Source organism: Pseudomonas sp. GW822-FHT02D10 (assembly GCF_058802345.1).
The window spans coordinates 270,273-284,241 of sequence record NZ_JBXAOB010000003.1 but is presented as its reverse complement, the minus strand read 5'-3'; the positions used below and the strand labels follow the sequence as shown (position 1 = coordinate 284,241).

At 59.4% G+C, this 13,969-nt stretch carries 14 protein-coding genes; all 14 read left to right on the top strand.

The window, feature by feature from the left end; all coding sequences use genetic code 11:
- Positions 1 to 19 precede the first annotated feature (19 nt).
- The 14 genes from hscA to AC1RPZ_RS06835 all read left to right on the top strand — a co-directional run bounded on the left by hscA (position 20) and on the right by AC1RPZ_RS06835 (position 13,885).
- Entirely contained in the window at positions 20 to 1,882 is a 1,863-nt protein-coding gene (hscA, locus tag AC1RPZ_RS06900; protein WP_493136125.1) for a Fe-S protein assembly chaperone HscA, read from the top strand.
- Between the two features lie 3 nt (positions 1,883 to 1,885).
- Entirely contained in the window at positions 1,886 to 2,227 is a 342-nt protein-coding gene (gene fdx, locus AC1RPZ_RS06895; protein WP_493136123.1) for an ISC system 2Fe-2S type ferredoxin, read from the top strand.
- Between the two features lie 14 nt (positions 2,228 to 2,241).
- Positions 2,242 to 2,442: a Fe-S cluster assembly protein IscX gene (iscX, locus tag AC1RPZ_RS06890; RefSeq protein WP_071553503.1), complete on the top strand. Its 201-nt coding sequence runs from the start codon at positions 2,242 to 2,244 to the stop codon at positions 2,440 to 2,442.
- A 90-nt stretch (positions 2,443 to 2,532) separates the two neighbouring features.
- Positions 2,533 to 2,958 (top strand): nucleoside-diphosphate kinase, encoded by a 426-nt coding sequence (gene ndk / locus AC1RPZ_RS06885; RefSeq protein WP_007903599.1) that lies wholly within the window; start codon positions 2,533 to 2,535, stop codon positions 2,956 to 2,958.
- A 28-nt stretch (positions 2,959 to 2,986) separates the two neighbouring features.
- Positions 2,987 to 4,135 (top strand): dual-specificity RNA methyltransferase RlmN, encoded by a 1,149-nt coding sequence (gene rlmN, locus AC1RPZ_RS06880; RefSeq protein WP_123425095.1) that lies wholly within the window; start codon positions 2,987 to 2,989, stop codon positions 4,133 to 4,135.
- Between the two features lie 12 nt (positions 4,136 to 4,147).
- The gene (gene pilW, locus AC1RPZ_RS06875) at positions 4,148 to 4,906 is read left to right on the top strand and encodes a type IV pilus biogenesis/stability protein PilW (protein ID WP_493136121.1); all 759 of its coding nucleotides are present in this window, start codon (positions 4,148 to 4,150) and stop codon (positions 4,904 to 4,906) included.
- On the top strand, positions 4,906 to 5,976 hold the full coding sequence (locus tag AC1RPZ_RS06870) for a RodZ domain-containing protein (RefSeq protein ID WP_493136119.1): 1,071 nt from the start codon (positions 4,906 to 4,908) through the stop codon (positions 5,974 to 5,976). Before pilW ends, AC1RPZ_RS06870 begins: the two co-directional genes overlap by 1 nt.
- A gap of 3 nt (positions 5,977 to 5,979) precedes the next feature.
- Complete coding sequence (ispG, locus tag AC1RPZ_RS06865; protein ID WP_493136117.1) at positions 5,980 to 7,089, top strand: flavodoxin-dependent (E)-4-hydroxy-3-methylbut-2-enyl-diphosphate synthase; 1,110 nt, start codon at positions 5,980 to 5,982, stop codon at positions 7,087 to 7,089.
- A 24-nt stretch (positions 7,090 to 7,113) separates the two neighbouring features.
- The gene (gene hisS, locus AC1RPZ_RS06860; protein WP_493136116.1) at positions 7,114 to 8,403 is read left to right on the top strand and encodes a histidine--tRNA ligase; all 1,290 of its coding nucleotides are present in this window, start codon (positions 7,114 to 7,116) and stop codon (positions 8,401 to 8,403) included.
- A gap of 40 nt (positions 8,404 to 8,443) precedes the next feature.
- A complete protein-coding gene (locus tag AC1RPZ_RS06855; RefSeq protein ID WP_493136114.1) occupies positions 8,444 to 9,085 on the top strand; it encodes a tetratricopeptide repeat protein in 642 nt (213 codons plus the stop codon).
- On the top strand, positions 9,078 to 10,229 hold the full coding sequence (gene bamB, locus AC1RPZ_RS06850) for an outer membrane protein assembly factor BamB (RefSeq protein WP_493136112.1): 1,152 nt from the start codon (positions 9,078 to 9,080) through the stop codon (positions 10,227 to 10,229). The genes AC1RPZ_RS06855 and bamB overlap by 8 nt, the downstream gene beginning before the upstream one ends.
- Before the next feature lie 139 nt (positions 10,230 to 10,368).
- A complete protein-coding gene (gene der / locus AC1RPZ_RS06845; protein ID WP_123425101.1) occupies positions 10,369 to 11,838 on the top strand; it encodes a ribosome biogenesis GTPase Der in 1,470 nt (489 codons plus the stop codon).
- Between the two features lie 119 nt (positions 11,839 to 11,957).
- Positions 11,958 to 13,106 carry a pyridoxal phosphate-dependent aminotransferase gene (locus AC1RPZ_RS06840; protein ID WP_493136110.1) on the top strand — a complete coding sequence of 383 codons (1,149 nt, stop codon included), beginning with the start codon at positions 11,958 to 11,960 and terminating at the stop codon, positions 13,104 to 13,106.
- Positions 13,094 to 13,885, top strand: coding sequence for an amidohydrolase (locus AC1RPZ_RS06835; RefSeq protein ID WP_493136108.1), 792 nt, complete (start codon positions 13,094 to 13,096; stop codon positions 13,883 to 13,885). The genes AC1RPZ_RS06840 and AC1RPZ_RS06835 overlap by 13 nt, the downstream gene beginning before the upstream one ends.
- Positions 13,886 to 13,969 lie beyond the last annotated feature (84 nt).

Genomic DNA, 13,969 nt, shown 5'->3' with positions numbered 1-13,969 from the left:
CAGATAAGTCCTGATAACGATGGCCCTACTGCAGATCGCCGAACCCGGCCAAAGTCCTCAACCGCACCAGCGTCGTCTGGCTGTGGGGATCGACTTGGGCACTACCAATTCGCTGGTCGCTGCGTTGCGCAGTGGTCTTTCCGAGCCACTGGCCGACGCACAAGGGCGGGTCATCCTGCCGTCTGCGGTGCGCTATCACGCTGACCGTGTCGAGGTCGGCGAGTCCGCCAAACTGGCAGCCGCTACCGATCCGCTGAACACGGTATTGTCGGTCAAGCGCTTGATGGGTCGTGGTCTGTCCGACGTCAAGCAATTGGGCGAACAACTGCCGTACCGCTTTGTCGATGGCGAGTCGCACATGCCGTTCATCGACACCGTGCAAGGGCCGAAAAGTCCGGTCGAAGTCTCCGCCGATATCCTCAAGGTGCTGCGTCAGCGTGCCGAGTTGACGCTGGGCGGCGAACTGGTGGGCGCGGTGATCACCGTTCCGGCTTATTTCGATGACGCACAGCGCCAGGCAACCAAGGATGCGGCCAAACTGGCCGGTTTGAACGTGCTGCGTTTGCTCAATGAGCCAACCGCTGCGGCGGTGGCTTATGGTCTGGATCAGCATGCTGAAGGCCTGGTTGCCATTTACGACCTGGGCGGCGGCACCTTCGATATTTCGATTTTGCGTCTGACCGGCGGCGTGTTTGAAGTGCTGGCCACCGGTGGCGACAGCGCCCTGGGCGGCGATGATTTCGATCACGCGATTGCTGGCTGGATCATCGAGAGCGCGGGGTTGTCCGCTGACCTCGATCCGGGTGCGCAACGTCATCTGCTGCAAACTGCCTGCGCGGCTAAAGAAGCGCTGACTAATGCGACGACGGTTGAAGTTGCTTATGGCGACTGGAAAGCCGATCTGACCCGTGAAGCCTTTGATGCGCTGATCGAGCCGATGGTCGCTCGCAGCCTGAAAGCCTGCCGTCGCGCCGTGCGTGATTCCGGTATCGAACTGGAAGACGTGAAAGCGGTGGTGATGGTTGGCGGTTCGACCCGCGTGCCGCGTGTTCGCGATGCCGTGGCTGAAGCCTTTGGTCGGCAGCCGCTGACCGAAATCGATCCGGATCAAGTGGTGGCCATTGGTGCTGCGATCCAGGCCGATACCTTGGCGGGCAACAAGCGCGACGGCGGCGAATTGCTGCTGCTCGACGTGATTCCGTTGTCCCTGGGGCTGGAAACCATGGGCGGTCTGATGGAGAAGGTGATTCCGCGTAACACCACCATCCCGGTCGCCCGCGCTCAGGACTTCACGACCTATAAAGATGGCCAGTCGGCCATGATGATTCATGTGCTGCAAGGCGAGCGCGAGCTGATCAGCGATTGCCGTTCCCTGGCGCGCTTCGAATTGCGCGGCATTCCAGCCATGGTTGCCGGTGCGGCGAAGATTCGCGTGACCTTCCAGGTCGATGCCGATGGCTTGCTCAGCGTGGCCGCCCGCGAGTTGGGTTCGGGCGTTGAAGCGAGCATCCAGGTCAAGCCGTCCTACGGCCTGACCGACGGCGAAATCGCCCGGATGCTCAAGGACTCGTTCCAGCACGCCAATGACGACAAGGTCGCCCGCGTGCTGCGTGAGCAGCAAGTCGATGCCCAGCGTTTGATCGAAGCGGTGCAGGGCGCCCTCGATGTCGACGGCGAGCGTCTGCTCGACGCCGAAGAGCGCATGGTCATTGAATTGCAGATGCAGGAACTGAGCGAATTGATGAAAGGCACCGATGGTTACGCCATCGAGCAGCAGACCAAGCGTCTGTCGCAAGTGACCGATGCCTTTGCTGCCCGCCGCCTGGACTCGACGGTGAAAGCCGCTCTGGCGGGGCGCAACCTGAATGAAATCGAGGAATAATTGATGCCGCAGATCATTTTTCTGCCACACGCCGAGCATTGCCCGGACGGTTTGGTTGTAGAGGCTGAGACCGGCAAGTCCATCCTCGAAGTGGCCCATGACAACCATATCGAGATCGAGAGCGCCTGCGGCGGCGTCTGTGCCTGCACCACTTGTCACTGCATCATCCGCGAAGGTTTTGACTCGCTGGAAGAGGCCGATGAGCTGGAAGAGGACTATCTTGATCGGGCCTGGGGTCTGGAGGCGCAGTCGCGCCTGACCTGCCAGGCAATCGTCGGGACTGAAGACCTGACTGTCGAAATTCCGAAATACTCGCTCAACCATGCAGCCGAAGCGCCGCATTGATTCAAGGAACTGGCATGAGTCTTAAATGGGTTGATGTGCTGGAAATCGCGATCCAGCTGGCTGAAAGCAAGCCGGATGTGGATCCGCGTTACGTGAACTTCGTCGATCTGCACCAATGGGTGCTGGCGTTGCCGGAGTTCAATGATGACGCTGCTCGCGGTGGCGAGAAGGTGCTTGAAGCTATTCAAGCGGCCTGGATCGAAGAAGCCGACTGAACGCGCCGTACGCCGTTAGGCAATACCCAAGAACCCGCGTATAATTCGCGGGTTTAATTTTTCGCAAATTACCGTTTCTGGAGTTACACCATGGCTGTTCAACGTACTTTCTCCATCATCAAGCCTGACGCAGTTGCAAAAAACGTTATCGGCGAGATCACCACTCGTTTCGAAAAAGCTGGCCTGCGCGTTGTAGCTTCGAAACTGAAGCAACTGTCCAAAGCTGAAGCTGAAGGCTTCTACGCTGAGCACAGCGCTCGTGGTTTCTTCAACGACCTGGTTGCTTTCATGATCTCCGGTCCGGTTGTCGTTCAGGTTCTGGAAGGCGAAAACGCTATCGCTCTGAACCGTGAGCTGATGGGCGCTACCAACCCTAAAGAAGCTGCTGCCGGTACCATCCGCGCTGACTTCGCTGACTCCATCGACGCCAACGCTGTGCACGGTTCGGACTCCGAAGCCGCTGCTGCTCGCGAAATCTCGTACTTCTTCGCAGCTACTGAAGTAACCACTCGCTAAGCATTGGCTTATGAGTGAAGGTGAATCCATGACTACATCGACTGCAAAAACTAACCTGCTGGGTCTGACTCAGCTGGAAATGGAAAAATTCTTCGACTCAATCGGGGAGAAGCGTTTCCGTGCCGGTCAGGTAATGAAGTGGATTCACCACCTTGGCGTCGATGATTTCGATGCCATGACGAACGTCAGCAAGGCCTTGCGCGACAAGCTCAAGGCTATTGCCGAAGTTCGCGGCCCCGAAGTGGTCAGCGAGGACATCTCCAGCGACGGCACCCGTAAGTGGGTGGTGCGCGTGGCGTCCGGCAGCTGCGTCGAGACCGTGTACATTCCCCAGGGCAAACGCGGCACTCTGTGCGTTTCGTCCCAGGCAGGCTGTGCCCTGGATTGCAGTTTCTGCTCCACCGGCAAGCAAGGTTTCAACAGCAACCTCACCGCCGCCGAAGTCATCGGCCAGGTGTGGATTGCCAATAAATCGTTCGGCAGCATCCCGGCAACCGCCGACCGTGCCATCACCAACGTGGTGATGATGGGCATGGGTGAGCCGCTGCTGAACTTCGACAACGTCGTTGCCGCCATGCACTTGATGATGGACGACCTGGGTTACGGCATTTCCAAGCGCCGTGTGACCCTGTCGACCTCGGGCGTGGTGCCGATGATCGATGAGCTGTCCAAGCACATCGACGTCTCCCTGGCGTTGTCCCTGCACGCACCGAACGATGCGCTGCGCAACCAGTTGGTACCGATCAACAAGAAGTACCCGCTGAAAATGCTCCTCGAGTCCTGCCGCCGCTACATGTCGTCCCTGGGCGAAAAGCGCGTGCTGACCATCGAGTACACCTTGCTCAAGGACATCAATGACAAGGTCGAGCATGCGGTTGAAATGATCGAGTTGCTCAAGGACACCCCTTGCAAGATCAACTTGATCCCGTTCAACCCGTTCCCCCATTCCGGTTACGAGCGGCCGAGCAACAACGCTATCCGTCGTTTCCAGGATCAACTTCATCACGCTGGCTTCAATGTCACCGTGCGCACCACCCGTGGCGAAGACATCGACGCTGCGTGTGGCCAATTGGTAGGACAGGTGCTGGATCGCACCCGTCGTAGCGAACGTTATATCGCCGTGCGTGAGTTGAGCGCCGACAACGATATGGCGCAAGACGCTGCGAATCGCACTTAAGAGAGGATCTCTATGTCACTGCGCCTAGCGCTGCTTCTGCTGTTCGCCAGCCTGTCGGCTGGCTGTGTTCTGTCGGGTGATTTCAATCCGATGAAAACCAGCAAGGGGCGCGATGAGGCGCGTGCTGCTTATGTGCAGCTGGGCGTGGGGTATCTGCAGCAGGGCATGACCGAGCGGGCGAAAGTCCCGTTGAAGAAGGCCCTTGAACTGGATAGCTCCGACCCGGATGCCAACGCGGCGTTGGGCCTGGTATTTCAGGCCGAGATGGAGCCCGAGCTTGCTGATCAGCATTTTCGCAAGGCACTGTCCGGTCGTCCGGGCGATGCACGCATCCTGAACAACTACGGCAGCTTTCTCTTTGAAGAGAAACGTTACAAAGAAGCGTACGAGCGCTTTGAGCAAGCGGCTGCCGATAGCCTTTATCCTGAGCGTTCACGGGTTTTCGAGAACCTTGGCATGACGGCTTCAATGCTCGGCCAGCGTGACTTGGCCCAGCAGCAACTGGAAAAAGCCCTGCGCCTGAACCGCCAACAGCCACGTGCGTTGCTGGAAATGGCTGAGTTGTCGTACGAAGACAGGCATTATGTGCCCGCGCGCGACTATTACGATCGTTTTAGCCTGCTCGCCGAACAAAATGCACGTAGTCTATTGCTCGGCGTTCGGTTGGCCGGCGTATTCGAAGACCGCGACAAGGCTGCCAGTTTGGGCCTGCAATTAAAACGACTCTATCCCGGTACGCCGGAATATCAGCAATACCTGTCGGAGCAATGATGAAAGCGGCGCATCCAGAAGTTGTAGCAGCGACTCGCGTAAACCCCGGAGAGACCCTGCGTCAGGCCCGCGAAGGCAATGGTTGGTCGCTGGCGGAAGTGGCGCTCAAGCTCAATCTCACCGTGAATTCCTTGAAGAATCTGGAAGACGGCGCTTTCGACAAGCTGCCGGGGCATACCTTTGCTCGCGGCTATATCCGCGCTTACGCGAAACTGCTCGGCATGGACCAGGCCGTTCTGGTTCAACAGTTCGACCAACACACCGGCACCGACTCCCAGGGCAGCAACGTGCACAGCCTTGGGCGTATCGAAGAGCCATCGCGGGTGTCCCACACCATTTTGCGCATCGTCAGCCTGTTGCTGCTGATTGCTGTGATGGGTGGCGGTTTTGTCTGGTGGCAGGATCAAACCTCGTTGCGCACCAAGGACCTGATTGGTTTGAGCCCTGAGCACGTCGAAGTCGAAGGCGCCGATGGCACCACGCAGATCCATCCGCTCGACGAGCCGGAAGATCAGGCCGTGGTAGAAGGTCAGACCGAAGCCGGGACACCTCTGGCATTGCCTGAAGGCCCGGCGACTGCCGAAGTTCAAGCAAATGTTGAAGCGCCAGCTCCGGCTGCTCCGGTAGCCCCAGTGGTCGCGCCGACGGCTCCGGTTGTCGCCCCAGCCCGCATCGCCCCAGCCCCGGTTGTCGCTCCGGCCCGCACCGCACCAGCCCCGGTTATTGCAACGCCAGTGGCAGCGGTCGCGCCTGTTGCGCCAGCGCCAGTCGTGGCCGCCGCACCAGCACTAGCCGCTCCGGCTGCTGCACCGGCCGCTCCGGTTGCCGGTGCAGGTCAGGTTCGGATTCAGTTCTCTGCCAACTGCTGGACGCAAGTCACCGATGGCAACGGCAAAGTACTGTTGAGCGGTCTCAAGCGTAAGGGCGAAACCGCCGACGTCAGCGGTAAACCACCGTTTACAGTACGCCTGGGCTACGCCCGTGGCGCGCAGGTCAGCTACAACGGGCAAGTGGTCGATGTAGCTCCGTTCACCAGTGGCGAGACTGCTCGCCTGAAGTTGGGTCAATAAGTCATGCACGGCGAATCTCCAATCAAACGTCGCGAATCCCGCAAGATCTGGGTTGGTTCGGTACCGGTGGGCGGTGATGCGCCTATTGCTGTACAGAGCATGACCAACAGCGACACCAATGACGTGGCCGCCACCGTGGCCCAGATCAATCGTCTGGAAGCGGCTGGCGTCGATATCGTGCGGATTTCCGTTCCAGACATGGACGCCGCTGAAGCCTTCGGTCGAATCAAGCAACTGGTCAAAGTGCCGTTGGTTGCCGACATTCACTTCGACTACAAGATCGCCTTGCGCGTCGCCGAACTGGGCGTCGATTGCCTGCGGATCAACCCGGGCAACATCGGTCGTGAAGACCGTGTCCGTGCGGTGGTCGATGCTGCCCGTGACCGCGGGATTCCGATTCGTATCGGCGTCAACGCCGGTTCCCTGGAAAAAGACCTGCAAAAGAAATACGGCGAGCCAACGCCTGCCGCGCTGGTCGAGTCGGCCCTGCGCCACGTCGAGCACCTTGAGCGCCTGAACTTCCAGGACTTCAAGGTCAGCGTGAAGGCCTCCGACGTGTTCATGGCCGTCGAAGCCTATCGCCTGCTGGCCAAGGAAATCGTCCAGCCACTGCACCTGGGTATCACTGAAGCCGGCGGTTTGCGTTCAGGCACAGTGAAATCCGCCGTGGGCCTCGGTATGCTGCTCGCCGAAGGGATTGGCGATACTATTCGCATCTCGTTGGCGGCTGACCCGGTCGAGGAAGTGAAAGTCGGCTACGACATTCTCAAGTCCCTGCACCTGCGTTCCCGTGGCATCAACTTCATCGCCTGCCCGAGTTGCTCGCGGCAGAACTTCGATGTGGTGAAAACCATGAACGAACTGGAAGGGCGCCTCGAAGATCTGCTGGTGCCGCTGGATGTTGCGGTCATCGGTTGCGTGGTCAACGGTCCCGGTGAAGCCAAAGAGGCCCACATCGGCCTGACTGGCGGTACGCCGAACCTGATTTACATCGACGGCAAGCCGTCGCAGAAATTGACGAATGACAATCTGGTGGATGAGCTGGAAAAGCTGATCCGTCAGAAAGCGGCCGAAAAGGTCGAAGCCGACGCCGCAGTCATTGCGCGTGGCTGATTCAACAGAATTTAAGGATTTTTTGTGAGCAAGTCTCTGCAAGCCATTCGTGGCATGAACGACATCCTGCCCGAACAGACACCCCTGTGGCGTCATTTCGAGGGCACCGTTTCGCGTCTGCTGGATAACTACGGTTACAAGCAGATTCGCATGCCGATCGTCGAGTTCACCGAGCTGTTCAAGCGCTCCATCGGTGAAGTGACCGACATCGTCGAAAAAGAGATGTACACCTTCGACGACCGTAACGGCGACTCGCTGACCTTGCGCCCTGAAGGTACAGCGGCCTGCGTGCGTGCCGTGCTTGAGCACGGCATTACCGGCGGTGGTCAGGTGCAGAAACTCTGGTACATCGGTCCGATGTTCCGCCACGAGCGTCCACAGAAAGGCCGTTATCGCCAGTTCCACCAGATCGGTTGCGAGGTTTTCAACCTTGATGGTCCGGACATCGACGCCGAACTGATCGTGCTGACCTGGCGCTTGTGGGGCGAGCTGGGCATCCGTGACGCGGTCAAGCTCGAGCTCAACAGCCTGGGCACCAGCGAATCCCGCGGTCGTTATCGCGATGCGCTGGTGGAGTACCTGACAGCACGTCTGGACCAACTGGACGAAGACAGCCAGCGCCGTCTGAAAACCAACCCGTTGCGGGTGCTGGATACCAAGAACGCCGATACCCAGGCGGCATTGATCGATGCGCCGAAGATGGCTGACTACCTCGACGAAGAGTCCCGCACTCACTTCGAGGGCCTGAAGGCGCGTCTGGATGCCGCCGGTATTCCTTATGTGATCAACCCGAAGCTGGTGCGCGGGCTGGATTATTACAGCAAAACCGTATTCGAATGGGTCACCGACAAACTCGGCGCCCAGGGCACTGTCTGCGCGGGTGGCCGTTACGACGGTCTGGTCGAGCAGATGGGCGGCAAGCCGACGCCTGGCGTTGGTTTCGCCATGGGCATCGAGCGGCTGGTGCTGCTGCTTGAAACTCTGGAGCAGATCCCGGAAGAAATCTCCCGTCAGGTTGACGTCTACCTGTGCGCCTTCGGTGAGGCTGCCGAACTGGCCGCCCTGACACTGAGCGAGCGGGTGCGCGATCAGCTGCCAAACCTGCGCCTGCAGATCAATGCCGGTGCAGGCAGCTTCAAAAGTCAGTTCAAGAAGGCCGACAAGAGCGGTGCGCTGTACGCATTGATCCTCGGTGACGACGAAATGGCCCAGCAAGTGGTAGGTTTCAAACCCCTGCGTGGCCAGGGCGAACAACAAAGCATTGCCTGGGATGCGCTTGCCGCTCACCTGGCCACCTGCGTCGTGCAGGGTTGAAGCTGTCAAACAGCCGATTTAGCGAATAAGGAGTATTGGGGTGTCGAGTACCGAAGACGAACATCTGGCGGAATTCAAAGACTGGTGGCAGCGTAACGGCAAACCTCTAGTGACTGGCGGCCTGTTGGCACTGGTCATCGTGTTCGGCTGGCAGGCGTTTCACAAGTATCAGAGCAATCAGTCGCAAGGCGCCTCGATGCTCTATCAGCAACTGCTGGAAACCACGCTGACCCCGGACGGCAAGCCTGACACGGGCCGTGTAGCGGACCTCGCCAACAAGCTCAACAGCGAGTTCGGCGGCACGGCTTACGCACAATACGGCAGCCTGTTCGTGGCGAAAGTCGCGGTCGACAGCGGCAAGCTGGATGACGCTGCAAGCCAGCTCAAGGCTGTGACTGACAAACCCGCCAACCCGGCTCTGGGCGAAGTGGCGCGTCAACGTCTGGCTCAGGTTCTGGCCGCACAGAACAAGGCTGACGAAGCGCTGAAACTGCTCGAAGGTGATGCCGACAAGGCATTCCTGGCCACTCGCGAAGAACTCAAGGGTGACCTGCTGGTCCAGTTGGGTCGTACCGATGAAGCCCATGCTGCTTATCAAAAAGCCAAGGCTGCGCTGTCGGATGAAGCGGCGGTCGGTGGCTTACAAATCAAGCTGGACGACCTGGCCAAAGGGGATGCGTGACGTGATCCGTTGGAAACATGCAGCATTGCTGGCTCTGGCCATTTTGGCCGCGGGTTGCAGCAGCAACAGCAAAAAAGAATTGCCGCCGGCTGAGCTGGTCAACTTCAAAGAAGAAGTGGTCCTGCAAAAGCAGTGGAGCCGTTCGATCGGTAACGGTCAGGGCGAAACCTACAACATGCTGGTGCCGGCCATTGATGGCAACACCCTCTATGCTGCCGACGTCAAAGGCGTGGTGATGGCGCTGGATCGCATGAACGGCGACGTCAAATGGAAGAAAGATCTCGAGTTGCCTGTCTCCGGCGCCGTTGGCGTGGGTTACGGTCTGGTCATGGTCGGCACGCTCAAAGGCGAAGTGATTGCCCTGGATGCAAGCTCCGGTGAAGAGAAATGGCGCGCTCGCGTGACCAGTGAAGTGCTCGCCCCGCCTGCCAACAACGGTGACGTTGTGGTGGTGCAGACTCAGGACGATCGCGTGATCGGTCTGGATGCTGCCACCGGTAATCAGCGCTGGTTGTATGACAGCACGCCTGCGGTCCTGACTCTGCGCGGCACCAGTGCGCCGATCGTGACCAACCGCCTGGCGATTGCCGGTCTGTCGACCGGTAAAGTCGTGGCGCTGGATATCTCCAACGGTGTGCCGGTCTGGGAGCAGCGCATTGCGATTCCACAGGGTCGCTCGGAGCTGGAGCGTGTGGTCGACATCGACGGTGGCCTGCTGCTGTCCGGCGACAAGATCTACGTGGCCAGCTATCAGGGGCGCGTTGCGGCCCTGGACCTGCAAAGCGGCCGTCAGCTCTGGCAGCGTGATGCTTCCAGCTACGCCGGTGTCGCTCAGGGTTTTGGCAGCGTCTACATCAGCCTTGCTTCGGGTACCGTTGAAGGCGTCGACGAGCGCTCGACCACATCGTTGTGGAGCAACGACTCGCTGGCCCGCCGTCAACTGTCGGCACCGGAAGTGTTCTCCAGCTACGTTGCGGTCGGTGACCTGGAAGGTTACCTGCACCTGCTGAGTCAGGTGGACGGTCGTTTCGTCGGCCGTGAACGCATCGACAGCGACGGCCTGCGTGCCCGTCCGCTGGTGGTGGGTGACATGATTTACGTGTTTGGCAACAGTGGCAAACTGGAAGCCCTGACCATCAAGTAATGGTTTGACTATGCTTGGGGTTAGTTCCCCAAGCGGCCTTGCTCTGCAAGGCTTGCGGCACATCTAGTGCTGCCCCGAGCACCAGCCGCTGCCTCGCAGCGGCTTTTGTATTTTCTGAAATAACGAAGTGGAGAGCCGCATGGTTCCCGTAATCGCCCTGGTGGGCCGACCGAACGTCGGCAAGTCCACCTTGTTCAACCGCCTGACCAGGACGCGTGACGCCATTGTCGGCGACTTGTCCGGTCTGACCCGTGATCGCCAATACGGTGAGGCCAAGTGGCAAGGGCGTTCCTACATTTTGGTCGACACTGGCGGTATCTCCGGTGACGAACACGGTATGGACGAAAAAATGGCCGAGCAGTCGCTGCTGGCCATTGAAGAAGCGGATGTCGTTCTGTTCCTGGTAGATGCCAAAGCCGGTTTCACTGCGGCCGACCAGATGATCGCCGAGCACTTGCGCAAGCGTAACAAGCGCTCTTATGTGGTTGCCAACAAGGTCGACAACATCGACCCTGAAATGGCCCGCGCCGAGTTCGCTCCGTTGGGCATGGGCCACGCGATCCCGATCGCCGGTGCCCACGGTCGTGGCATCACCCAGATGCTGGAAATCGCCCTGAGCGACTTCCCTAAAGACGACGAAGAGCCGGAAGACGGCGAAGAAGAGATCGTTGCCGAAGGCGAGGAAGCCAAGCGCATTCCTGGTCCGAGCGAAAAAGACGGGATCAAGATCGCGATCATTGGCCGCCCAAACGTCGGTAAATCGACCCTGGTCAACCGCATGCTCGGTGAAGACCGGGTGATCGTGTATGACCAACCCGGCACCACCCGCGACAGTATCTACATCCCGTTCGAGCGTAACGACGAGAAGTACACGCTGATCGATACCGCCGGTGTGCGCAAGCGCGGCAAGATCCACGAAGAAGTCGAAAAATTCTCCGTGGTCAAAACCCTGCAAGCGATCAAAGACGCCAACGTGGTGATCTTCGTGATGGACGCCCGCGAAGGCGTGGTGGACCACGACCTCAACCTGCTCGGCTTTGCCCTGGAAGCGGGTCGTGCGTTGGTGATCGCGATCAACAAGTGGGACGGCATGACGCCGAGCGAGCGCGACTTCGTGAAAGTTGAGCTGCAACGTCGGCTGTTCTTCGTCGACTTCGCCGACATCCACTTCATCTCGGCCCTGCACGGTACTGGCGTGGGCAACCTCTACGCGTCGGTGCAGAACTCGTTCAAGTCCGCGGTCACCCGCTGGCCGACCAACCGCCTGACCCAGATTCTCGAAGATGCGGTCGGTGAGCACGCGCCACCGATGGTCAACAACCGCCGGATCAAGCTGCGTTATGCCCACTTGGGTGGCGCGAACCCGCCGATTATCGTGATCCACGGTAACCAGGTCGAGAAGGTTCCAAAGTCTTACGTCCGTTACCTGGAAAACACTTACCGTCGCGTCTTGAAGCTGGTCGGTACGCCGATCCGCATCGAGTTCAAAGGGGGTGAGAACCCGTACGAAGGCAACAAGAACACGCTCACCGACCGTCAGGTCAACAAGAAGCGCCGCTTGATGACGCACCACAAGAAAGCCGACAAGAAGCGCCGCGATAAGCGTTGATTGCGGTGGTCGAGACTGAGAAGGGCGCCTATGGCGCCCTTTTTCGTGCCTGGCGTTTGAGCTATCCTCGGGCTCTCCCGCGCCGCCGTTAGAGCCGGGTGTTCAGTAGGGAATCACCGATGATCACCAGCAAGCTGCCGAATGTCGGCATCACTATCTTCACCCAAATGTCTCAGCTCGCGGCACAGACCGGCGCGATCAACCTGTCTCAGGGATTCCCCGATTTCGATGCTCCGCAAGCCTTGTGCGATGCGGTCGGTCGGCACATCGCCAATGGCCATAACCAGTATTCACCGATGACCGGTCTGCCGGCGCTACGCCAACAAGTGGCAGCGAAGATTGCCCGCAGCTATGGCGCGAGCGTCAATGCCGACACCGAGGTGACCATCACTCCCGGCGCGACCCAGGCGATCTTCAGTGCCATTCAGGCAGTTATCCACAGCGGTGACGAAGTGATCGTCTTCGATCCGGCTTACGACAGTTATGAGCCTTCGGTGACGCTGGCCGGCGGTCGTTGTGTGCATGTGCCGTTGGGGCTGAAGGATTTCGCCATCGACTTTCAGAAGCTCGGCGAAGCGCTGAGCCCGCGTACGCGGATGATCATCCTCAACTCGCCGCATAACCCGAGCGGTGCGCTGATCTCGCGCGCCGAACTGGATCAGTTGGCGGCGTTGATTCGCGACCGCGACATTTATCTGATCAGCGACGAGGTGTACGAACACCTGGTGTTCGACGGCGTGCCGCATGTCAGCGTGTTGGCCCATGAAGAGCTGTATCAGCGTGCCTTCGTGGTCAGTTCTTTTGGCAAGACTTACCACGTCACTGGCTGGAAGACCGGCTACGTGGTCGCGCCACCGGCGCTCACGGAAGAACTGCGCAAGGTGCATCAATACGTCAGCTTCTGCGGCGTGACCCCGTTGCAGTACGCGCTGGCCGACTTCATGGCCGAGCATCCGGAGCATGTCGAAGAGTTGCCAGGTTTCTATCAGGCCAAGCGTGATCTGTTCTGTGATTTGCTGACGCCTTCGCGGTTCAGCTTTACCAGGGTCACCGGGACCTATTTCCAGTTGGTCGACTATTCGCAGATTCGCCCGGACCTGAACGATGTCGACATGGCCAAGTGGATGACTCTCGAGCATGGCGTGGCGGCGATCCCGATTTCGGTGTTCTACCAGAACCCGCTGCAGGAGCAGCGTCTGGTACGCCTGTGTTTTGCCAAGCGTGAGGAGACGCTGCGTCAGGCAGCGGAAAAACTATGCGCGATCTGACCGCCTTGCCCAATCTGAACGTTGCGTTGATCCAGACCACGTTGGCCTGGCATGACCGTCAGGCCAATCTTGAGCATTTCGAGCAGTTGCTGGAGCAGGCGCGGGGCGCCGACCTGATTATCCTGCCGGAGATGTTCACCACCGGCTTCTCCATGGAGTCGCAGACCCTCGCTGAAGGGGAGAACGGCCCGACCAGCAAATGGCTGCGAGTGCAGGCCGCCAGGCTTGATGCGGTGATTACTGGCAGCGTGATTGTTCAGGCCGCTGATGGCAGCCATCGCAATCGGCTATTGTGGGCGCAGCCGGACGGTGAGGTCTTGCATTACGACAAGCGTCATCTGTTTCGCATGGCCGGCGAGCACAACCATTTCACTGCGGGCGAGCATCAGGTGCAGTTCGAGCTCAAGGGCTGGCGGGTGCGTCCGCTGATCTGCTACGACCTGCGCTTCCCGGTGTGGAGCCGCGATGCGCAAGACACCGATCTGCTGCTGTACACCGCCAACTGGCCGGGCGCCCGTCGTCAGCACTGGAACCGTTTGCTGCCGGCGCGGGCCATCGAGAACCTCTGCTATGTCGCAGCGGTGAACCGGATTGGTACCGACGGTAAAGGCTTTGCCTACACCGGTGATAGCCAGGTGCTGGATTTCCAGGGCGAGACGCTGCTCGGTGCCGGTGAGGCCGATGGAGTGTTTCAGGTCGTTCTGAGCGCTGCGGAGCTGGCGGCTTATCGCACGCGGTTCCCGGCGAATCTGGATGCTGATACCTTCGAGCTCACCTGATATTTTCGCTGCCTGACAGACCGTCTTCGCGAGCAAGCCCGCTCCCACATTGGAATGCGGTCAAGTGTGGGAGCGGGCTTGCTC